Origin of the sequence: Fulvivirga sediminis (genome assembly GCF_016757215.1) — a bacterium.
In the GTDB taxonomy this organism is placed as follows: Bacteria; Bacteroidota; Bacteroidia; order Cytophagales; family Cyclobacteriaceae; genus Fulvivirga; species Fulvivirga sediminis.
This window is the reverse complement of sequence record NZ_JAESIY010000011.1, coordinates 137366-161156: the sequence shown is the minus strand read 5'-3', so window position 1 is coordinate 161156 and position 23791 is coordinate 137366. Positions and strand designations below refer to the sequence as shown.

Sequence of the window (23791 nt, the reverse complement as noted above, 5' to 3'; positions counted from 1 at the left end):
CTACTCAACAGTTAATTACCATCTTACTATTAACTTTGCTCTGGTCCTCGGCCATATCCCAACCAATCATGGGCACTACCACATTCGATGATCCTAACCTTACAAATATAGCTCCATATGCTCCTGCTCCCAGAAGTGGTACTGTACAAGGTTGGAGTATATTTGTTGATGGTGCGGGAAGTGGATCCATTAACCATAACGGTTCAACCACTCCTAGTACGGTTTCTGTATATATTGAAAATGCTTCCACCATCAATCTTGCTAGTGAAGATGGCTCTGAATTCGCTTTAAATAATTTCAGAGCACAATTTTATAATTTTGCGGGCTCATATGTAATCGATGCCTATAGGAATGGGGTATCAGTGGGGTCTGCCTCAGCTTCTGCGTCAAGCTCTTTCACGGTGGTGGACCTGTCCGCCAATACAAATTTTCAAAATATTGATGAATTTCGCTTCACTAATTTCGGTGGCAGTAACGTCACTATTATTATAGATGAAATAACCATTAGCCCTGCTGTTGCCTCAAATACTCCTCCTTCTGCCTCGAGCTTTACAGCATCAAATGGTCCTTTCGAAAATTTAACCTACACGTTTAGTACGGCAGATTTTAGTTATAATGATAGCGATGGTGACCCTTTGAATCAAATACTCTTAGAAAATATACCTACAGCAGGAACTCTTTACGTGGATGCCGATAATGACGACAGCTATGATGGAGGGGAAGAAGTTGGTGCGAATGATATGATAAGCAAAGCTGATCTTGATGCTGGAAATCTCCAATACATCCAAAATGGAGCTACGCCAACCTCTTTCCAATTTGAAGTAAATGATGGAACCACAAATAGTAATGGCAATTACATCGCTACGTTAAATATCTTAGGCGTGCCTACTGTTACACTTTCTATCAGTCCTTCTTCAAGACAGGAGTCTAACACCACTGCCTCAATTATTACAGCCACCCTTTCAAATGTATATGGCGCCACCACTGACGTAACACTAGGCTTTGGAGGCACCTCAACCCTTAATTCTGACTACACTGTTAATAGTAGCACCATTTCCATTGGCTCGGGCAACACTACAGGATCTACTTCCATGGTAAATATACCTGATGCTCTTTACGAATCGAATGAAACTGTCATTATCGATATTCTATCTGTGACCAATGGAACTGAAAACGGAACTCAGCAAGAAACATTTACGATTATTGATGACGATTCACCGCCTCTAGCATCACTGCTATTGAGGGACATATACAATCCTATAGTCGATGAAAGTGGAGGACAGGCTTATATTGTAGGGGTAATAGATGCTCCTGCCGGGATTACGGTTGTAATTCCTCTCTCTTTCAAAGGCACTGCATCAGGAGGCGGCACTGATTATTCTATAACAGGAAGTAGTATTACCCTCAGTCCAGGAGAAACTATGGACAGCATTAGATTGACCTCACAATATGATGGAATAGAAGATGGTAACGAAACAGTTATCATCGAGATGCTCAATCCTACTAATGCCACAGAAAATGGAACTCAAGAGGTTACTCTAACCATTATTGATGAAGATGCTACTCCTCCAGGCGGTTATTCCGTTAGCTTAGATCAATCTGTAATAAATAATGCTAACGAGTCATCGGTTAGCTTTACATTTGCATCTGCTGAAGTTGGTGCTACTTACAACTATACATTTAGCAGCTCCGGTGGTGGAACCAATGTGACCGGATCTGGAACCATAAATACGTCTACTGATCAAATTACAGGTATAGATTTAAGTGGTTTAAATGATGGGACCATTACCCTTTCTGCAACACTTACCGACCCATTTGGCAGTACCGGTGCAGCCGCTACCGATATCAAAGTTAAAGACACCTCGGCTCCTTCGGGTTATTCAGCATCCATCGATCAATCCGCTATTAATTCAGGCAATGAAACTACCGTCAGTTTTACTTTTGCTGGAGCAGAAATAGGCGCCACTTATAATTACACCTTCAGCAGTTCTGGTGGTGGAACTAATGTTACAGGTTCAGGCACTGTTACTACGGCCACCGATCAAATAACTGGTATAAATTTGAGCGGCCTAGGTGATGGTACGATAACCTTAACAGCTACTTTAACAGATATAGCAGGAAATGCTGGAGGCTCAGCCACAGATACCAAAACCAAAGACACCATAGCCCCCAGTGGATATACAGTATCTATCGATCAAAGCCCTATCAATAACATTAATGAAAATAGTATCAGTTTCACCCTAGCTGGCGCAGAAGTATCCGCGACATATTTTTTTACTTTAAGCAGCTCAGGGGGCGGAACCAATGTCACTGGTTCAGGTACAGTAGCCACGGCCAGCGATCAAATAACTGGCTTGGACATTAGCGGACTTAATGATGGCACCATCACTTTATCCATAACACTTATCGATGTAACAGGGAATACTGGCAGTGCTGCTACTGATACAGAAATAAAAGACACCTCCGTACCTACAGGTTATTCAGTAGCCATAGATCAGAGTTCTATTAATAGCAGCAATGAAAATAATGTAAGCTTTACATTTACTGGTGCAGAAGTTGGCACCACTTATAATTACACCTTCAGCAGCTCTGGTGGTGGAACCAACGTTACGGGATCTGGCGTCATTTCAACTTCATCAGACCAAGTTACAGGTATAAATATTAGTGGCTTAGGTGATGGCACCATCACACTATCAGTTACACTTACTGACGGGAGCGGAAACGTAGGAGCTACAGCCACCGACACCAAAACCAAAGATACCACCGCACCATCAGGCTACACAGTCTCCTTTGACCAAATGGCCGTTAACGGAAATAATTCAAATTCTATCAGCTTCACATTTAGTGGAGCAGAAATAGGCACGAATTATAACTATACCATCTCAAGCTCAGGAGGTGGAACCAACGTGACAGGATCTGGCTCTATTTTCTCTGCTACACAACAAGTAAGTGGAATAGACCTCAGCGCCCTCAATGATGGTACATTAACACTGTCCGTAACACTTACTGACAACAATAGCAATACCGGATCGGCCACCACCGATACCGTGATCAAGGACACTGTACCCTCAACCGGATATTCAGTCAACATGGACCTTTTAGGTGAAACCATTATTAATGTCATCAATCAAAATATCATTGAATTTCAGGCTTCTGGCTTAGAAACAGGTACTACGCTCAATTATTCTTTTACAAGTAACAACGGAGGCACTCCTGTTACCGGTACTGAAACCGTGGCTACATCTACTCAACAATTTAATAATAGCGGAGCAGGTTATGACTTAAGTGGACTTTCTGATGGAACTGTGACCTTAACCATATCTTTAACTGATGCAGCAGGAAATACAGGCTCCAATGCAACAGACAATGAAGCTAAAGACTCCGGTCCACCTACAGGATACTCAGTAGCATGGGATGATACCTTCATCAATTCAACGGAAGCAGCCTCTGCATCTTTCACTATATCCGGTGCAGAGATTGGAACCACCGCCAATTACTCCATATTCAGCTCGGGAGATGGTAATACCTTCACCGTTACAGGATCAAGAACCATCAACACTAGTACTCAAAGTATATCAGTAGACGTGAGTTCACTCACTAATGGTAATTTAACTGTACAGGTTTCTCTTTCCGACACAGGGGGAAATACAGGAAGCACCAGAAGTGACAACTCTGCGGTTCTAGATCAAAATGCACCATCTGGGTACACTGTCACTATTGATCAATTGATTATTAATTCAATCAATGAAGCTGCAGTCAGCTTTACCTTCTCCAGCGCAGAGATTGGAGCAACTTACAACTATACCTTTAGCAGTGATGGTGGAGGTTCAAATATTACAGGCAGCGGAACCATCAGCAGTGCCAATGAGCAGGTAACGGGTATAGACTTATCAGCCTTAGCAGATGGAACCATCTCATTGTCTGTCACCATCACAGACCAAGCCGGTAATTCTGGTCCTGCAGCTACAGACAATACAAGTAAAGACACCACTATACCCACCTTCAACTCCGTTGATGATGGAGGTGGTGATAACTCCTACACTTCTGGTGAAAGCCTTACCATCTCTGTAGACATGGGAGAATCTAGTCTAAATGTAGTCGCCGACCTTTCAATAATCAACCCTGGTTTTAGTTCAACCGCTACCTTTACCGATAATGGTGACGGCACTTATACCATAACCATTGCAGATGTAGATGCGGGTGGTAATTTAATAGAAAACCCATCTTTAAGTATACCTATCACCGTTACAGATGGAGCAGGAAACAAGGTCACCGACAATAGCCTAACCCTTAATTTAGATAAGACACCTCCCTCAGGCTATACCGTAAGCATAGACCAAAGCCTTATTGATCAAAGTAATCACCAAGCGATAAGCTTTCAAATTGGTAATGCTGAAGCAGCTTCGTTTAACTACACTATATCCAGCTCTGGGAGTGGCACACCAATAACAGGCTCTGGAAGCATCTCCTCTCCTCCTTCTCAGGCTGTAGGCCCCATTGATGTGAGCACGCTCCACGATGGGATACTTACTGTAGCTGTAACTCTAACGGATGCTGCTGGCAATACTGGCAGCGCAGCTAACGATATGGTGGACAAAGAAGCTGCTCTGATAGCATTCAACACCTCCAACAGTGAAGGATCAGAGGCAACAAGTACACCGAGCGTGACAGTAGATCTATCTATAGCTAGTGCCAACACCATTTCTGTAGATTACGCTGTTTCTTCTGGCACAGCCACTGGCAGCGGCACTGACTACACACTTGCTAGCGGCACCTTAAACATACCAGCTGGCAGTACCTCTGGTACTATTGATATTAGTATTGTCAATGACAACTTAGTGGAGGATAATGAAACCATTATTATTACACTGACTAACCCTACTAACGCTACACTCGGGGGCATCGTAGAACACACCTACACCATACTAGATGATGATCAAAAGCTTGCACAAACCATTACCTTCGCTCCTATTCCTGACAAAAGAGTAGGTGCAGATCCTATAGTGCTGCAAGCAACAGGTGGTGGTTCTAATGAACCTGTTACTTTCTCCATCACTACTTCTCCCTCCTCTGGTGTGGCTACTTTATCTAATGGCGTTATTACTATTCTTGGGGTAGGTTCGGTAACCGTAACGGCCAGTCAGGCTGGAAATGACTTCTATGAGGCCGCGGCTGATGTTTCACAAACTTTTGTAATACAGGCCGGCGAATTTTTCTTACCTACCCTTTTCAGCCCGAATAATGATGGAACAAACGACCTTTTCTTATTAAGAGGGGGAGCAGATGTTCAAGAGATCACTTTGAGCATCTATGATAGAGAAGGCAATGAAGTTTTTAGCTCCACTAACCTTAACACTCTCATGCAGCAAGGCTGGGACGGCACCAGCGAAGGCAAAGAACAGCCTCAAGGAGCTTACGTCTGGGTGATAAAAGGAACATTTTCCGATGGATCAGCACTTACCATTAATGGAAAAGACGCCGGTGTAATAAGATTAGCAAGATAATTCTACGACATTAAAAAATACAGTCATGATCAATTTTAAAAAATCATTCCTATTTTTTCTATTAATATCATTCATCGTATTGGAAACATTCGCTCAAGAAGCCAATTATTCAATGTTTCATTACACTCCATTTTTCACTAACCCTGGGCAAATAGGAACAGAGCAGGATGTGAGAGCCATGCTTAACTATAGAAATCAAAATATAGAGGCTGGTGATAATTTCAGCGCTTCCTCTTTATCTCTTTATTACCCGATATTAATTGGGAATCATCGTTTGGTATTAGCTGGGAGCTTTTTACACGACAAAGCTTCTGATTTTTTAAATACTAACGGTGGATTGCTGGGAGTTGCGTACAGCATCCGTGTTTCGGAGCATTCTGAGTTAAGCCTTGGCATACAGGGTGGATATTTCAGCAGGAAAACCGATGGTAATTTCGTTACAGATGACCAATTTGAAAATGGAGTATTTGATCCAAATATTTCTTCATCTGATGGAGTATTGAACCAAACGACTTCATATCCTACTCTTAGTGGTGGCATACACTATCTTGTTTTAGATGACTTCGGTAGAGAAAAAGCTTTCCTTGGTGCTGCCATGTTTAATGCTATAGAGCCTAATATATCACTTATAGAAGATAATAAAGATAAGCTCCCACTTAGCCTAAAAGCCACAGCAGGATACCAAGTATATCAGGGAGAAAAGTTCTCCGTTCTGCCTAACCTCAGATGGATCAATCAAGCAGGCAATAATTATTTCAACATAGGGTCTAGGTTCGGATATGAGCTAGATCGAACAGAAGAAGGTCAGAAAAAGATAGAACTAGGCCTATGGTATAACACTAATGACCTAACAGTATTTTCAATAGCCTACGAACAGCCAAACATTACCATTGGCCTCTCTTATGACTTACCTATAAGTACCGATTTAAGCGCAGGACAAAACGGAATTTTTGAACTTGCTTTTGCTTTACGTCTAAAAAAGAAGCAACGTAGAACTTACTCAAAGACTACTGAAATGGTTGAAGAAACGGAGTCTACGCAAGAAGCATTAGAAGAAGAACAAGAACGTGAGGCGGAACAGATACAAGAAGAAAGTGAAATACAAGAAGAGGAAGAAGAGATTGAGGAGGAGGAAGCTGAGGCTGCCATCATCAAAGAAGAACCCGCAGAAAGTAAACCTGATCGCCCATTAACTCCAGACGAAGTGCTTACTTCTGAAGAGAAAAAGGTTATGGCACGAACAGTAAGATTTGAGCTTGACTCAGATGACCTGGATCAAGAGTCAAAGGCATTTTTAGACCAAGTGTATTCAATTGTAAAAAAATACCCTCAATTTGATATTACTCTTACAGGACATACATGTAATCTGGGTGAAGCACCTTATAATCAGGAGCTTTCGATTAAGCGAGCTGAAATTGTGCGCAAGTACCTATCTGACAGAGGTGTAGATAAAGAGCGAATAAGAACCGTAGGCAAAGGAGAAACCTTACCCATAGCCAGTAATGACACAGAATCAGGCAGAGAAGTAAATAGAAGAGTAGAATTTGAGTTAAGAAATCAATAAAATTCACCTTAAAAGAAGAGAAGCCATAGCTAGTTATCTGTTTCTTTCGGCTTCTCTTCTTTCCATTTTTTGCTTTATCCTTTCAGCTTCCTCGGGATTATCTTTAGTATAAATATAGTATAAGTCAGCACTAGATATACCCACAAAAATTAAAGAGAATATCAAAGCAGGAATCATTCTTTTAAAAAATCGAGTATAAAAAGGATCAAGATATTGCTTTTTAAACAACATCATTAGCGCCACAAATATGGTAGTAACACTCACAGACATCACAGCCAAGATCAACATTTCATCGGCACCTGTGAGCAACAGCACCCTGAACAAAAGACCAGACATTGACACAACCATGACCAGACCCGACCAAATTGAAATGACAATTTGCCAAACTGGTGTTCCTTTAAACCCACCTTTAAATATTGATTTAGGAGACACATTGGTGAAAATTGAAAAACCAAAGAGTAAATAAATAACAAATAACATAATGCCAGACACTATTATCAGCTCATTACTCCATTCTAAAGATATGAAGCGAAGTAATATTCCATGTAGGAACAGTACCACAAAAATTATTTCTAGTTTCTTAATCATGAATTATAAGGCATAAAAAAACCCGACCAAATTGGTCAGGTTTTCAATACAGATCTGCTGGTTAGGACTTATTTTACTTTGTTTACGATAGCTTCAAAAGCTTCAGGGTGGTTCATAGCTAAATCAGCTAACACCTTTCTGTTAAGATCAATGTTTGCTTTTTTAACAGCACCCATAAATTGAGAGTAAGACATGCCGTGCAATCTTGCTCCGGCATTAATTCTTTGAATCCAAAGTTTTCTAAAATCTCTTTTCTTAGCTTTTCTATCGCGGTAAGCGTAAGTCCAACCTTTTTCGACAGCGTTTTTAGCTACTGTCCATACATTTTTCTTTCTACCAAAGAAACCTTTAGCAGCTTTAAGTATTTTTTTTCTTCTTGCCTTCGAGGCAACGTGATTTACTGATCTTGGCATTTCTTAAATGTTTTTGGTTCAGGGCGTCCTACTTTCGCAAGTACTTTAAAGCCATAAACCTGGTGAATAATTTAAAACCTGAAGTCTTAATGACTAGATGTTAAGCATTGCTTTAACATTGTTCTCATCTGACTTATGAACAAGAGCCATGTTAGTCAAACTTCTCTTCTGTTTCGTTTCCTTCTTGGTCAGGATGTGGCTTTTAAAAGCATGTTTTCTTTTAATTTTGCCAGTTCCTGTAAGCTTGAATCTCTTCTTAGCTCCTGATTTAACTTTTACTTTAGGCATTTTAATATATAATTTATCAGATCTGTATCTCTTTAATTCTATTTCTTCCCTGCCTTAGCTGCGATGAACATAGTCATACGCTTACCTTCCAGCTTCGGCATTTGCTCTACTTTACCATAATCTTCTAAAGCTTGAGCAAACCTTAAGAGTAAAATTTCTCCTCTTTCCTTAAACACGATTGTTCTTCCCACGAAGTGTACATAAGCTTTCACTTTAGCACCTTCCTTTAAAAACTTCTGAGCGTGATTCAGCTTAAAGTTAAAATCATGCTCTTCAGTGTTAGGACCAAAACGAATTTCTTTAACCACAGTTTTCTGAGCTTTCGCCTTGATCTCTTTCTGTTTTTTCTTTTGTTCGTATTTGAATTTAGAGTAGTCTATAATTTTACAAACCGGAGGGTCGGCCTTTGGTGAAATCTCCACTAAATCAAGATTTTGCTCACGAGCCATTTTCAGGGCTTGCTCAATGGGGTAGACATCTACCTTCACATTGTCGCCCACAACTCGCACTTGAGATGCGTGGATTTTCGAGTTTACTTTGTAGGGCTCTTCTACTCTCCCTCGATAGCCCCTTCTTTGAAATTTTTGTTTACTAATGTTGACCTCCTTATTTTAATTGGGAAAAACAGGTTGCAAATATCGATATATAATTTAATTTTTCAAAGGTGAACTGTACTTAAACATTAAATTTAGCACCTTCTTCTTCTGTTAAACTACTCTCACTATGAAAATGTTTAACAAAATCATATAAAGACATACTTCCAAGATCACCTTTACCGTGTCTTCTTATTGCCACTTGGTTATCTTCCTGCTCTTTATCTCCTACTATGAGCATAAAGGGCACTTTCTTCACCTCGGCATCTCGAATTTTTCTACCTATTTTTTCATCTCTGTTATCAATATAACCTCTTATGTCTTTTTCTCCCAATTTTGTATATATTTCCTCAGCGTACTGATGATATTTTTCACTTATTGGTAATACAGCTATTTGATCAGGAGCTAACCACAATGGGAAATTCCCACCACAGTGCTCTATCAATACTGCCACAAATCGCTCCAGAGACCCAAATGGTGCTCTGTGAATCATCACAGGTCTGTGCTTCTGATTATCAGATCCTGTGTATTCCAAATCAAATCTCTCAGGTAAATTATAATCTACCTGTATAGTTCCTAGTTGCCAGCTTCTACCTAAAGCATCCTTTACCATAAAGTCTAGCTTAGGTCCGTAGAAGGCAGCTTCTCCGGTTTCTCTTATAGTGGTAAGGCCGCGCTCATCTGCAGCCTCTTGTATTTCTCGTTCGGCCTTCTCCCAAAGCTCGTCTTTTCCTATATACTTAGCTTTGTTTTCAGGATCTCTTAATGAAACCTGTGCGGTATAATCGTTAAAACCTAAAGCCTTAAACACATAAAGCACAAGGTCAATCACTTTTACAAACTCTTCTTTTACCTGGTCTGGCCGGCAGAAAATGTGAGCATCATCTTGAGTAAAGCCTCTTACCCTGGTTAAACCATGTAATTCACCGCTCTGCTCATATCTATATACCGTACCAAATTCTGCTAATCTCACAGGTAAGTCTTTGTAAGATCGTGGTTTAGAGTTATAGATTTCACAGTGATGAGGACAATTCATAGGTTTTAACAAAAACTCTTCGTTTTCATTAGGAGTCTTTATAGGCTGAAATGAATCCTCTCCATATTTTTCATAGTGACCCGAGGTAACATATAACTGCTTAGAACCAATATGAGGCGTAACTACAGGCTCATACCCTGCTTTAATCTGAGCTTTTCTTAAGAAATTCTCAAGCCTCTCTCTTAAGAGAGTACCTTTTGGCAACCATAGAGGTAGCCCCATACCTACCTTTTCAGAGAAGGTAAATAGCTCCAGTTCCTTACCGAGTTTACGGTGATCTCTCTTTTTAGCTTCTTCAAGCAGCTCTAAGTATTCTTTTAGCTCTTTCTGTTTAGGGAAAGTAATACCATAAATACGTGTAAGCTGCTTTCTTTTCTCATCTCCTCTCCAATACGCTCCAGCCACGTTCATAAGCTTAATAGCTTTGATAATACCTGTATGAGGTACGTGTGGTCCTCTACATAGATCTACAAAGTTACCTTGCTCATAAAAAGTAATTTTACCATCCTCAAGCCCTTCAATCAGCTCAAGTTTGTACTCATCACCTTTTTCTTTAAAATATTGTATGGCATCGTCTTTACTGATGTCCTTACGGATAAACTGACTTTTGTTTTTAGCCAGTTCACTCATTTTCTTTTCAATCTCCGGTAAATCGTCTTCTCCAAGAACACGGTCTCCCAAGTCTATATCATAATAGAAGCCATTAGCTATAGGAGGGCCTATACCGAACTTTACGCCGGGATATAGCTCTTCCAGTGCTTCTGCCAATAAGTGAGCAGAAGAATGCCAGAAAGTAGATTTTCCTTCATCGTCATTCCAAGTTAAAAGTTGCACCGTAGCATCCTCTTCTATAGGTCTGCTGGCATCCCATACTTCTCCATTCACTTTAGCTGAAAGCACATTTCTGGCTAACCCTTCGCTAATGCTCATGGCGACGTCATAACCTGTTACTCCTTTTTCATATTCCCTAACTGAGCCGTCAGGTAATGTGATCTTAATCATACTTTATAATTATTCTTCTATTGTAACCTCTTTTTTCTCTACGGCTGCAGGAGGATTATCGCCGGTTTCTTCCTGAGACTGCTTCTCCTGCTGCAAACGCCACAAATATGCAACTTTTCTTCGCAAAACCTCCAATTCCGTCTGTGCTAAATTATTAGTAGAGTCTTTTGCTAGTATTTCTTCATAAGTTTGTATCGCTAATTGATACTGTCTCTGCTTATCCAAAGAGCGAGCTGTGATCAATCGGGCAGCTAAAAAGCTATTATCTTCTTCATAAGCCTTGTTAGACACTAGCTGTGCAGAATCATATTCTCTCATTTTATAAAAGGTATTAGCTAGATTATAAAGATCTTTTAATTCTCCCCTCTCTTCTACCAATGTCTTATAAAGTAACTTAGCGGTATCCAGCCTATCGGTATTACTCAATAGATAGGCTTTATTTTCAATGTAGGCTGTCTTTTTAGGTGAAATCTGCAGTAACTTATCGATATGATACTCGGCCTTATCATATAACTGCTGCCGGGCGTAAATATCATACAACCTCAAATGAGAAGCCGTTTCCTTACTATTTAACTTCAGTGCTTTATCATAATTTTCAATGGCATCCGTTGTATCATTCATTACCAGCATCACATCTCCTTTTAGCCGATATCCCTCTCCTGTTTGTTCTAATTGCAAAAGTCTTTCTACAGAGGCTTTCGCTTTATCCACCTGTGATTCATTAAGGTATTCTGTAGCTAAAATACGGTATAAATCAAAACTCTTCATGCCTAAGGCTTCCGCTGTTAGTAATGATTTTATAGCTCTATTGGAGTGATTAAGTTTCTGCTGCACTTTACCTTCCAGGTAGTAGTAGTCTGGGTTTCCTTCAGCCAGATTAATCGCCTTTTTTATATTATTATCTGCTGCAGCATAGTTGCCTTTTTGGTAATATGTTCTGGCCAACTGATAATAAAGCTGAGGCTCACTAGCATAATCAGACTCCAAATCTTGTAAATATTCCAGCGTTTGATCAGTATCCACTTTCATCTCCAAAGTTTCCATAGGGTCTCTGGAATACTTTACGCAAGAGCTTATTGTTATTAAGGGAATAAAAATGAGTAAAATTCGCATTTGGTATAGTTTCACTTTCGTAAAGTTATAACTATTATAATATAAACTGAAAACTAATCTTTACACCAAAATTTGAGACATCAGGATTATCTAAGTAATTGAGACGGTGTAAAAAGTCTACCCTTATAATTTTAAATATATTTTCCACACCATAGCCTACCTCTACATAAGGCTTGTTCTTTTGAAACGAGTGTATTGGTGGCATCTCTTCACCTGTAATTGTATTAGGAGGTATAAGAGCTAAATTTTTATCACTCAGCTGACCGTAAATAACATTAGCGGTGGCAAGTAAACGCCATTTCAGTTTACGCATTAAAGGAACTCTATTAAGTATAAACCCTTGAAAATAATGATTATAATTAAGAGAAACATAAGTATCACTCACAAACTCTGAATAGTTCATGAGGTTAAAAGCAGCGTTGGTATAAAAAATAGATTCGTTACCTACATGTGCTTTTAACAAGGGATATGGTAAGCTCTCAAACACATGTTCACCTGTAATTGATATGGTACTGGTACCAAAAAAGCCCATTTTTAAGTCATTAAAAACATTCAGCCCCAGCTTATTATAATTAAAATCACTGCCTAGAACACCTTTCAAACCACGGGTATATCTCATGGTAAAAATAGGCCATTTTAAAGTTCCTAGGCTTATACGGTTATTATCGTCCTGTACAAATACTTCATCCTTTGCGTATCTAGCCTCTACGATGGCCTCAGAAGTTTTAAATGCAGTGGCTAAAGGAGCATCTGGCCCAGGCTGTGTGTAATAAGCAAAATTATAAAGTGGATTAAATGTTTTATAATTAAATACTAGCTTTGGAGTGAACCCTTTAAATAACTCACGTTGAGCACTTAACTTAGCTTGCTCATATCTATAAGGTCTTATGAGTTTGCCAAATTTGGTAGCTGCAAGAAAGATATAATTACCCATAAGATCTTCTGCTGCCAGCCCTACTTGATCTATATCTTTAGTATACTCAGCTCTTATGGTTGTCCACTTACGCCGATCTATAATATTCTCCACAAAGGCCTGGTATTTAAATTGCTCATCTTCAGTACCATATGCCAACCTGCCTCCCAGTACCCACTTGTCACTAAAGTCAATATTAGTTCTGAATCCTAATTGAAATCTATGGCCTTCCACTGTGTTGTTAGCATACAAATTTAAGTATGGTCCAATATCTAACTTACCTACCTTTTTATATCCATTAATAGCCACTTTGAGAATCTCAGTGTAGGTTTTTACCACTGGGATGCTTTTCAGCGTATCGATCATTTTATAGACATTCAGCTCAGTAGATGATAGTGGTTCATGCCTGTGCTCATTCCAAAAATCATTACCATTATTAATATTAAAATCTTCCTCGATCTTAATCGGCTGGGCATAAAAGGTTTGATCTTTAGGGTCATCTACCATAATATTCCTGTTACTGGTATAGAATTTAGCCAACACACCAGCCATATTTTCGGTAACCTCTCCTATATCCAGAAGCACACGGTTTTTCACAGGAATCCATGGGCCGGCTTTAGTAGGTGCCAACTCCTGCTGAATTTTTATCTTCTCAATGTAGTTAAGATTAGCGGTTTGAGTTACTGTGGCATCCATCTGTTTTAAAGCATAATCCTTCTTGGTAATCCACATAGTACCTTTAAAAGCCAAATCCTGTTCGCTTTTTGGGAAGAAATCTAACCTATAGCAAAAGTCACTATCTACATATGCACTATCAGTAAGGTCATAATCATAATACAGTCGCCACCCATCAGCCATAGGAGATACGAACTCTTTACTTACGATATTGAGCCAGTTTTGATAAAAATTATATTCTTGAAACGAGCTTCCTATAAACTGAGATACCAGCGTACCATCTTCGATGCCTACACCGGTAATTTTGGTCTTAAGAATATTTTCATACTTCAGTTTCGGATTGTTTCTATAATAGGTTTTAGACAATGATTCGGAAATAAAAATAGGCAAAATAGGTTGACCATCTTCTCCCGCCATGCGCTCTACGCTGTCCATAACACTGATGATCTTTTGCATGATTTTACGCTTCTTGAACTTATCAGTAATGTTATCTACATCTACCTCTGTTTTAGAGTAGGTTTCATACTCATAGGCATCCAAAGAGCGCTTATCGTTCTTATCTTTATTACGTATTACATTTCTCATAATTTCATAAGCAGGGTTCTCTCCTGCTACAAAAACTACTTCCTGTAAATTCACTACATTTTCTTCAAGCTGAAAATCGAGCTTTTGCACGGTATTACTTACTGCCTTAGTTTTAGTAATATAGCCAATATAAGATACTACCAAAGAATCTACCCTTTTAGAAGTTTCTATAGTATACTGACCTTCAAAACTGGTTGTGGTACCTATGTCTGTTCCTTTAAACATAACATTAGCAAAAGGAATAGGATCTCCAGACCCAGCATCTGTAATTTTACCAGACACTACCGTTTTCTGCGCAAAGACTTGAATAAAAGGTGCAAAAACTAGCATTAACACTAGACACCGACTAAAAAAATTAACTTTCTTTTTCAATCAAGTAAAGTTTAATAAAATAATATTTGAACCTCAATTAGAAGTTCAAGGTTTCTTTTTCACCCAAAAACTTAGGCTCTTTCTTAACAATATAAAGATCCCATACAGCTAAAGTTCTGGCCAGGTACTCTCTCATCTTCACATTCATCATGGAAATAGAAATATTATCAGCTCCCATTACTACTGCCTCAATATCATAATAATTACTGATAAACAGTGCACGTAACCCATGAAAAGACTGAGTAATTATAATAATATGATCCTGACCGAAAATTTTCTTACATCTCACTATTGAATCTAACGTTCTTAGACCTGCATAATCAAGAGTAATAGCGTCTGCTGGTACTCCCAGCTTTATTAACGCCCTCCTCATTTTTATAGGCTCATTATAATACCTACTCCTATTGTCCCCACTTACCAATATATGTTTTATCTTCCCTATTTTATAGAGCTTGGCTGCGGTCTTCATTCTTTCCCTAAAGAATGGATTAGGATCTCCATTCATTAGGTAATTACTTGTGCCCAATACCAAACCCACATCTTCAGTGGGAAGATCCTGCATATCTGTATATATCTGATCTTTAGTAGCAAAGTAAATCCATAAATTGGTAACTAGTACTATTAACAGAAGAAATATAAATAAAAATGCAAAAACTTTTAAAAAAGACTTTAGTATGTTCATCCAAAAACGGCAATACTCCTACAAGCCGTTGCAGGAGTATTTTTCTCATTTGATTAAGTATGTAATATATTGAAATCCAGAATTTTAAAACAATTCGATTGTATCCCCTACTCCATGTGTATCATCATCATCCTCATCATCTTCAGCTACTTCCTTTTTAATATTTTCTCCTTCAATAAACTTCACCTTCTTAACAGTAAACTGCGACAATTTATTGCCCATAGCTTTCCAACCTTTTACATCGATTTGCTCTTCTAGTGCTAATTCTTCTGATTCTGAATCTTTTCCTTTACCTCTGATAAATTCTACTTCTATGGTAGTTTTATCGAAAGTAGAGGCTATTAAAAGCTTAGATCCTGCAGCTTCACTTATAAAGTTAAACTTCTTATTAATAGTAGTAGTTTCTATCTGGAATCGTTTAACGTAGTAATTCTTACTTTCCCCATCATAATAGATCACAGAAACTACCTTTTTAGGATCAAAACGCTCTATCAGCTGCACTTTGGCTCCTTCGTAATGATTTGTAAGTTCGTAACTGGTTAACTCATAGCTACCATCTTTATAAATCACCAGGATGTTATCATCTCCGTTAAAATTACCGATATGGATTCCTCTTTCATCCTTATTTAAGCGACCAACTGATTCATCATACCAAATATCAAGACCACTAAGTGTAGAAACCCCTTCAGATTTTAGCTCAATCTTTCTTACAGGATACCTGGTAAGTATATTACCGCCTGCTCCTCTTCCTTTGATATCAATATCTGCGAAATCAAAATCGAACACTTTTTTTCTGGCCTTTGAACCTGAAGTAAGTTTTACATTAATCACTTCGGCCTCTCCATTAGGGTTAGCGGTTAAATAAAGTACTTTAGATCCTTTATTCTTTTTAGTAAGGTCATATTCTTTATCACGCGTAACAGCCGTAACATTAAACCTTTTTATCATTGAGCGGCCGCTTTTACCATCCAGGTAAACTAAGTTATAGGTCATCCTATCGTCGCCCTTCTTCCAAATACCTACATGGAGTATGTCTTTACCCATGAATACCTTATCAGCTATTCTTGATACCACACATTTGCCATCTCTTCTGATAACAATAATATCATCTATGTCCGAACATTCACATACAAACTCATCCTTCTTCAGAGCATACCCCACAAAACCATCTTGCCTATTCACATAAAGCTTCTGGTTATTAGCCGCTACAATGGTAGTATCAATCGCATCAAATGATTTGATTTCTGTTTTTCGCTCCTTACCTTCTCCATATTTTTTTAATAAATTAGAATAATAAGCGATGGCATAATCTATAATATTAGCCAGGTGATATTCGGTTTCTTTAAGCTCTTCTTCTAGCTTACGCAAAAGCTCATCAGACTTAAATGCGTCAAACTTAGAAATACGCTTGATACGAATTTCTGTAAGCTTAATGATATCATCTTGGTTTATTTCTCTATAAAACTGAGGTTTAAAAGGCTCAAGTCCTTGATCTATAGTTTCTAATACCGCATCCCATGTTTCGCATTCTTCAATATCTCTATAGATACGGTTCTCAATAAATATTTTCTCAAGTGAAGAAAAGAGTATTTTCTCTCTTAGCTCTCCTCTTTTAATTTCCAGCTCTTGTGTCAGTAAATCTACTGTCTGATCGGTATTGATCTTAAGTATGTCATTCACTGACATGAAATGTGGTTTATCATCGATGATAACGCAAGCATTAGGCGAAATAGAACTTTCGCAATCAGTAAATGCATAAAGCGCATCGATAGTAATATCAGGAGATTGCCCTGGAGCCAGAGAAACTAAAATCTCTACATCCTGAGCGGTGTTATCAATTACCTGCTTTACTTTTATTTTACCTTTATCATTAGCCTTAATGATAGAGTCTATAAGACTGGTAGTAGTAGTACCAAAAGGTATATCTTTTATAATAAGAGTCTTTTTATCATACTCTTCTATTTTGGCCCTTACTTTTACTCTGCCTCCCCTCATTCCTTCATTATACTCTGAGAAATCAGCCATACCACCGGTTGGGAAATCTGGATATATCGAAGGGTTTTTACCTTTTAGATGATCAATGGCCGCTTTTATGATTTCGCAAAAGTTATGAGGCAATATTTTTGTAGAAAGCCCCACAGCAATACCTTCTACTCCTTGGGCTAATAATAAAGGGAATTTTACGGGGAGCGTAACAGGTTCTTTCTTACGGCCATCATATGATAGCTGCCAATCGGTGGTTTGTGGGTTATACACCACGTCCAGCGCGAACTTAGAAAGTCTGGCTTCAATATAACGAGGTGCTGCAGCACTATCGCCTGTTCTTATATCTCCCCAGTTACCTTGTGTTTCTATAAGAAGATCTTTCTGTCCCAAATTAACTATGGCATCCCCAATAGAAGCATCTCCATGAGGGTGAAATTGCATAGTGCTACCTATAACATTAGCCACCTTGTTAAATCTGCCGTCATCCATTTCTTTCATGGCGTGCATAATACGGCGTTGCACAGGCTTAAAACCGTCGCCAATAGCAGGCACGGCTCTTTCTAATATTACATAAGAGGCATAATCTAAAAACCAGTTTTCATACATACCCGATACCGGGGTTATATCATGTATGATATCATCATTTTTTTCTTGTTCGTTATTTTCAGCGTTTTCCTCGGCCATTTGTTATTTTAAAAAATTATCATCCAATATATTTTATAATCAACTGGCTATATATTATTGCCAGTGTTATAGATAAAAGGTTTCCTAATAAATAATAGTCATTGGAAATCTTATTTTCTTCATCTTTAATACGAGTGGCTATTTTCAGAGCTGCAAAAAGTGTTAAAGACTGCGTTATTCCATTTATCATAGTGAAGGTAATAAATGCTCTCTCTGCCATTCCTTTAACCACACTGCCTGTATTCACCTTATTACTACTATGTCCTTTATGGTTGATCTTGGCTAGTAACCAAAATAATAAAACTGATACCCCTTCACAACCAACAATAACAAGAATAATTAACAGGGTCATGTTCATGTGCTAAGATTAAGAATAAGTTTCCGTGCTATATTAAATTCATCAATTTTAAGACTTTTCTGCCTTCGCCACATGGTGGAAATATCCTTACTGTAGGCTTCGGCTACTTTCTTGTAATCAGGCTCTTTCATAAAGCTCCTGGCAATAGGCCTATCTTTTGAGTTCCAATCGTCATAAATCATTCTATACAGCTGAAATGCCATATTCAAGTTCTCCTGCACTCGTTTATCTATGCCTGCAACTAAAATATCGCTTTCTGCAGATTTTAACTCCCCCAAAGTACGACGTGCCACAGTGAGTCCATCACCTAGCATTTCATAAGCCTGATGTCTATTTATGGGTGTATCTATAACGCCAAAATTAATTACAAATCTCAGCTTATAGGCTTGTTCTGCCTCTAGCAGTATCTCATCCATAAGAAAGATCACTTCTACCGCTGTCTGCAATGAATTTACAATTCCCTGAAACTCATCTCCCAAAGTAATAGTAAACGGAGAAATAATCTTCTCACTAAGCTCTTCATTGACAGAAGCGACCATCTCCTTAAAGTGCTGCATTAATGATTCCCCGGCTTTGTCAGAGCTATCAATAATGTCAGCCATCACAATATAATACTTCTCTTTTTGCATTAATATTACAATAATACTTATTTTGCAATAAAAATACAAAAATCAGAATTTTGCATTATTCTTACAAAACTAAGCAACTTCCTTTCCTTCCTCAATAATATCTTTCTCCACTCTCAAGCGATCTACAATGAAATTCTGACGCTCTGGGGTATTCTTACCCATATAAAACTTAAGCAACTGATTGATAGTAGTATCTTTGGTCAAATGGATTGGAGCTAACCTGATATCTTCTCCTATGAAACCCTTAAACTCATCCGGAGAAATCTCTCCGAGTCCTTTAAATCGTGTGATTTCTGCTTTACTACCCAGTTTAGAAATAGCTGCTCTTCTCTCCTCGTCACTATAGCAATAGATAGTTTCTTTCTTATTTCGCACTCTGAAAAGAGGCGTATCTAAAATATAAACATGCCCTTGTTTAATAAGATCAGGAAAGAACTGAAGGAAGAAGGTTAAAAGTAACAACCTAATGTGCATTCCATCCACATCCGCATCAGTAGCAATAACTATTTTTTTATAGCGAAGATTTTCAATTCCGTCTTCGATATTCAAAGCATGTTGCAGCAAGTTAAACTCTTCGTTTTCATACACCACCTTCTTGGTGAGGTTAAAACAGTTTAGAGGCTTACCTCTCAAACTAAATACGGCCTGAGTTTGAACGTCTCTTGATTTTGTAATAGATCCACTAGCCGAGTCTCCCTCAGTGATGAAGATCATAGTTTCATCTACCCTATCGCCCTTCTTATCGCTATAATGTTGACGACAATCTCTCAGTTTTTTATTGTGCAGGTTAGCTTTTTTAGCACGATCATTAGCCAGTTTCTTAATACCCGCTATTTCTTTTCTCTCTCTCTCAGACTGTAAGATTCTTTTTAATAATGCATCAGCCACTTCACTATTTCTATGCAAATAGTTGTCTAACTGATTTTTCATGAAATCATTCACAAAAGTACGCATGGTGGGACCATCTGGGCCTACACTATGGGACCCCAGTTTGGTTTTAGTCTGAGATTCAAAAACGGGTTCCTGCACCCTCACAGCTACAGCCCCTACCACTGACGCTCGCACATCAGTAGCATCAAAATCCTTCTTGTAAAAATCTCTTACGGTTTTCACCAAGGCCTCTCTCAGCGCAGCCAAGTGAGTACCTCCTTGAGTAGTATACTGCCCGTTTACAAAGCTATAATACTCTTCTCCATATTGATTACTATGTGTTAAGGCTAATTCAATATCTTCACCTTTCAAATGGATAATAGGGTATCTTATATTTTCGGTATCTGTTTTTCTCTCTAACAAGTCTTTAAGACCATTTTCTGAATGGAATTTCTCTCCATTAAAATTGATGGTCAGCCCGGCATTTAAGAAAACATAGTTCCAAATAAGATCATTCAGATAAGACGGTCTGAAATGAAAATTTTTAAATACGGAAGCATCAGGTTCGAAAGCTATTAGTGTACCATTACGGCCACTGGCTTTCTTCACTTCCTCTTCCTGTACCAACTCTCCTTTATTAAACTCTGCTATTTTAGTTTCTCCATCTCTGAAAGACTGTACTTTAAAATAGTCAGACAAAGCGTTCACCGCTTTGGTACCCACTCCGTTTAGGCCTACAGACTTTTGGAAGGCACCAGAATCATATTTACCTCCGGTATTTATCTTCGACACACAGTCTACCACTTTTCCCAGTGGAATTCCTCGACCATAATCCCGAACCTCTACACGGTGATCAGTAATCTTCACATCGATGGTTTTACCATACCCCATCATATGCTCATCAATACTGTTATCTATTACCTCTTTTACCAGAACATAAATACCATCGTCCTGAGCTGATCCATCACCTAATTTTCCGATGTACATACCAGGTCTTAACCTGATATGCTCTTTCCAATCAAGCGACTTAATACTGTCTTCGGTATATTCAATTTTCTTTTCCTCGGCCATTATTGCTTTTAATTATCCATTAACACATCTAGCGAATAAACACCAAATTTCACATTTATTCAAGAGTTCAAATAGAAAGAAGTGACACGCACCTCTTCAACCAGTGCCTAGAGACACCCCTATAAAAAACTTAAAATCAGAAGCTTATAAAAACTTAACTGCAGTAATATTTAAGATGAAATCTTTTTCTTAATCAAGATCACAGGGAGAGCTATAACCCAAAGGGCTATCAACCCTAAGGCCACATATATTAAGTAGCCTGAGTTAGTATAAGCATAATGCTCACCACTATTAACTAATGATATGAAGTTCCATACGATTATAAAAAAGAAATTAAGCACAACAGCAAAGCTCAACTGCCAGCTGGTCATAATATTCTTTATGGACTCATCTTTATACTGTAATGATCTGGATACTGTATAGAGTGAAAAATTGGCAATAACAAGAATAATGAGAGAAACATAAAAGAAAGTTTCTCTGGAAATCTCCCCAACAGGATTTCCGAAGTTATCTAGTCTATAAATTACTTCTGCAGGTATAGAAGCATAAACATACAATAGTGCAGCCAAACTCACCAATAGGGAAACGAACCATCCTGCTTTTATCAAACGCGTCATAACAACAATCTCTTTGGCTGCGAATTTAGATTATTATTTCTACATGAGTAGCCATTTTCCCTTACAAATAAACCTAATTTTATATCTCTCCTCTATAACTGTTTTTTATTAGGCTCCTGATGGTGAATGATCGCCATATCACTGTAACTTTGTCACAAATGAAAAATACATGAATAAATATCTATTAAGCTTCATTTTAATTGCATTAGCAGCCTGCAATTCTAAACAAATAAATATCCCGGGTTTTGATGAAAACCTTTGGCAACAAGACACTAATGGCTGCCAAAAGATAAGAGCAGAAATGACTGATTCATTAGAACAACATAGAGACCTACTAAAAGGGTTAAGCCAGGATGAAATGATCTCTTTACTAGGCAAGCCTGATAAAAACGAGTTATACAAAAGAAACCAGAAGTTTTTCATTTATGAGATTATCGATCCTGAGCACTGCACCGCTGCCAGCAAGCAGCATATATATCTAAGCATTCGGTTTAATGCAACTGGTATGGCTAAAGAAGTGCAGATCTACAAGGAGTAGTTACCAACGCTTGTTCTTGTTTTGGGGTGATATTATTTGTATATTATTAATACACAAACCCATGAACATATGAGAAGTTTCCAATTTCACCCCAATGAGCTACTGCTTATTTATTACGATTATTCATCTAATACAAGTAAGCAAACAAGGGCCTATGCCAGGTCTGTTTCTAATAATATCAATGAATTAAACCTATCCACTGTAAAACTAACCACAACCTTATGGAAGGAAATAGTGAATATGCTGGATTTACGCCCAAAAGATCTATTGGACAAGTCTAATGCTAACTATCAAGCCAAAGTAAGAGGTAACACTTTTACTATGACAGGGTGGCTAGAGGTGCTTTGCAACAACCCTTATTTGCTAAAGGCTCCTATTGCGGTTTATCATGATAGAGCTATACTATGTCGTAAACCTACTGATATACTTAGATTAGATGTAAATAGTAGAGGATCATTTAAAGTGCCTCCACATTTAAAACCGAGAGTAGTCAATTAATATCCGGGCCTAAAATTTTAAGGCCAGTGAATAAAGAATCTTCTCTGGCTGTGATGGAAAAAATATAAGTATGGGGAGTATTAGCAGACATTTTAAACTGTTCAAATTCCCCAACTAATTTTTCATCATAATACAACAGAAACACATTCCTCCCTTTTGCTTCATAGCGTTCGTGTGTTTCCATTCCTTCTAGAAATATAGTAATAGTGTCTTTTGCTGCTTCACTTGCCCAATCTATACGCAAGCCCTTCGCATCAACCGGACCACGCTTATTTAAAATAATAGTATTGGGCAAGAGCCATAATCTGATCTCTTCTTTAAAACCATAAAGGACAGCCAGGCTTGCTAAGCAAATACCCAGTACCCAAACAAACGCCTTCATGAAAGTCTAATACCACCTTGTTCTATGGTAATAAGCCTTTCTTTATAAAGAGAACCAATAGCCTTTTTAAAAGCTTTCTTACTCATATTAAATTGCTCTTTGATGTCATCAGCATCTGATTTATCATGATAAGGCAAAAAGCCATCAGTGCTCTTCAGTGCTTCTAGAACCGCTTCACTATTATGGTCAATTGCTTTTTTTCCTTCTGCACTCAAGCTTAAGTCGATCTTGCCATCTTCTCGCAGCTTCTTAATATAGCCTTTTTTCGCATCTCCTATTCTCATAGGTTCAAAAACCTCATTTTCATAAATGAGTCCTTTATATTTCTGATTGATGACGGCAGCGTATCCTACATCAGTGCGGTTATAAATTATTAAATCTACCTCATCACCCTCCTGCAGGTCTTCATCGTGCTCACCTTTCAAAAATGCATTAATTTTTGAAACTCCAACCAGCCTATCAGACTTATAATCCATGCATATTCTCACCACATAAGTCTTGCCTTCTACAAAAGGAATATGCTGTTCACTTTTTGGTACAAAAAGATCTTTTTCAAGCCCCCAGTCCATAAAAGCACCATGATAGGTGATATCAGTGGCCTTTAATCCTACAAATTCACCAAGCACACCTTTAGGGCGCAAAGTAGTAGCTAGTAGCCTGTCTTCTGAATCTCTATGAACAAAAACATTGAGCACATCTCCTATAGCAGCACTCTCTGGAACATATTTAGTGGGCAGCAATATCTCCCCAAAATCAGACTTAAGGTAAACACCAAAGTCCAGCTCCTTCACTACTTCTAATTCGTAAAATTTACCTATTTCCATAATGCA

General features: G+C 38.3%; 19 protein-coding genes. 4 read left to right on the top strand and 15 right to left on the bottom strand.

Annotated elements, in window-relative coordinates; all coding sequences use genetic code 11:
- Window positions 1-68 precede the first annotated feature (68 nt).
- Together JL102_RS19035 and JL102_RS19030 are read left to right on the top strand one after the other, a co-directional pair.
- Window positions 69-5504 carry a beta strand repeat-containing protein gene (locus JL102_RS19035; protein ID WP_202246046.1) on the top strand — a complete coding sequence of 1812 codons (5436 nt, stop codon included), beginning with the start codon at window positions 69-71 and terminating at the stop codon, window positions 5502-5504.
- A 25-nt stretch (window positions 5505-5529) separates the two neighbouring features.
- The gene (locus JL102_RS19030) at window positions 5530-7068 is read left to right on the top strand and encodes a PorP/SprF family type IX secretion system membrane protein (RefSeq protein ID WP_202246045.1); all 1539 of its coding nucleotides are present in this window, start codon (window positions 5530-5532) and stop codon (window positions 7066-7068) included.
- A gap of 33 nt (window positions 7069-7101) precedes the next feature.
- Here JL102_RS19030 and JL102_RS19025 read toward each other — a convergent pair whose 3' ends face one another.
- The 13 genes from JL102_RS19025 to JL102_RS18965 all read right to left on the bottom strand — a co-directional run bounded on the left by JL102_RS19025 (window position 7102) and on the right by JL102_RS18965 (window position 21543).
- Window positions 7102-7656 (bottom strand): hypothetical protein, encoded by a 555-nt coding sequence (locus JL102_RS19025; protein ID WP_202246044.1) that lies wholly within the window; start codon window positions 7654-7656, stop codon window positions 7102-7104.
- A 68-nt stretch (window positions 7657-7724) separates the two neighbouring features.
- Complete coding sequence (gene rplT, locus JL102_RS19020) at window positions 7725-8069, bottom strand: 50S ribosomal protein L20 (protein ID WP_202246043.1); 345 nt, start codon at window positions 8067-8069, stop codon at window positions 7725-7727.
- A gap of 93 nt (window positions 8070-8162) precedes the next feature.
- On the bottom strand, window positions 8163-8357 hold the full coding sequence (gene rpmI / locus JL102_RS19015) for a 50S ribosomal protein L35 (RefSeq protein WP_202246042.1): 195 nt from the start codon (window positions 8355-8357) through the stop codon (window positions 8163-8165).
- A 38-nt stretch (window positions 8358-8395) separates the two neighbouring features.
- Window positions 8396-8953, bottom strand: a complete 558-nt coding sequence (gene infC, locus JL102_RS19010; RefSeq protein ID WP_202246085.1) for a translation initiation factor IF-3 — start codon at window positions 8951-8953, stop codon at window positions 8396-8398.
- A 79-nt stretch (window positions 8954-9032) separates the two neighbouring features.
- Window positions 9033-10988, bottom strand: coding sequence for a threonine--tRNA ligase (thrS, locus tag JL102_RS19005; RefSeq protein ID WP_202246041.1), 1956 nt, complete (start codon window positions 10986-10988; stop codon window positions 9033-9035).
- A 9-nt stretch (window positions 10989-10997) separates the two neighbouring features.
- Window positions 10998-12101, bottom strand: coding sequence for a tetratricopeptide repeat protein (locus JL102_RS19000; protein WP_202246040.1), 1104 nt, complete (start codon window positions 12099-12101; stop codon window positions 10998-11000).
- A gap of 34 nt (window positions 12102-12135) precedes the next feature.
- Complete coding sequence (locus tag JL102_RS18995) at window positions 12136-14604, bottom strand: DUF5686 and carboxypeptidase-like regulatory domain-containing protein (protein WP_202246039.1); 2469 nt, start codon at window positions 14602-14604, stop codon at window positions 12136-12138.
- A gap of 79 nt (window positions 14605-14683) precedes the next feature.
- Entirely contained in the window at window positions 14684-15328 is a 645-nt protein-coding gene (locus tag JL102_RS18990; protein ID WP_202246038.1) for a SanA/YdcF family protein, read from the bottom strand.
- Window positions 15329-15412: 84 nt separating this feature from the next.
- The gene (locus JL102_RS18985) at window positions 15413-17998 is read right to left on the bottom strand and encodes a DNA gyrase/topoisomerase IV subunit A (protein WP_202246037.1); all 2586 of its coding nucleotides are present in this window, start codon (window positions 17996-17998) and stop codon (window positions 15413-15415) included.
- Window positions 17999-18017: 19 nt separating this feature from the next.
- Window positions 18018-18350, bottom strand: coding sequence for a hypothetical protein (locus tag JL102_RS18980; protein ID WP_237390670.1), 333 nt, complete (start codon window positions 18348-18350; stop codon window positions 18018-18020).
- A 2-nt stretch (window positions 18351-18352) separates the two neighbouring features.
- Window positions 18353-18985, bottom strand: a complete 633-nt coding sequence (locus JL102_RS18975; RefSeq protein WP_202246036.1) for a SatD family protein — start codon at window positions 18983-18985, stop codon at window positions 18353-18355.
- A 69-nt stretch (window positions 18986-19054) separates the two neighbouring features.
- Window positions 19055-20926, bottom strand: a complete 1872-nt coding sequence (locus JL102_RS18970; RefSeq protein WP_202246035.1) for a DNA topoisomerase IV subunit B — start codon at window positions 20924-20926, stop codon at window positions 19055-19057.
- Window positions 20927-21096: 170 nt separating this feature from the next.
- Complete coding sequence (locus tag JL102_RS18965; RefSeq protein WP_202246034.1) at window positions 21097-21543, bottom strand: hypothetical protein; 447 nt, start codon at window positions 21541-21543, stop codon at window positions 21097-21099.
- Window positions 21544-21712: 169 nt separating this feature from the next.
- On the opposite strand from JL102_RS18965, the gene JL102_RS18960 reads away from it, so the two are divergent.
- Window positions 21713-22081, top strand: coding sequence for a hypothetical protein (locus JL102_RS18960; RefSeq protein ID WP_202246033.1), 369 nt, complete (start codon window positions 21713-21715; stop codon window positions 22079-22081).
- A 69-nt stretch (window positions 22082-22150) separates the two neighbouring features.
- Complete coding sequence (locus JL102_RS18955) at window positions 22151-22579, top strand: arsenate reductase family protein (RefSeq protein WP_202246032.1); 429 nt, start codon at window positions 22151-22153, stop codon at window positions 22577-22579.
- On the opposite strand, the gene JL102_RS18950 is transcribed toward JL102_RS18955, so the two are convergent.
- Window positions 22572-22961: a hypothetical protein gene (locus JL102_RS18950; protein ID WP_202246031.1), complete on the bottom strand. Its 390-nt coding sequence runs from the start codon at window positions 22959-22961 to the stop codon at window positions 22572-22574. The genes JL102_RS18955 and JL102_RS18950 overlap by 8 nt on opposite strands.
- Window positions 22958-23785: a CvfB family protein gene (locus JL102_RS18945; protein ID WP_202246030.1), complete on the bottom strand. Its 828-nt coding sequence runs from the start codon at window positions 23783-23785 to the stop codon at window positions 22958-22960. The genes JL102_RS18950 and JL102_RS18945 overlap by 4 nt, the downstream gene beginning before the upstream one ends.
- Window positions 23786-23791 lie beyond the last annotated feature (6 nt).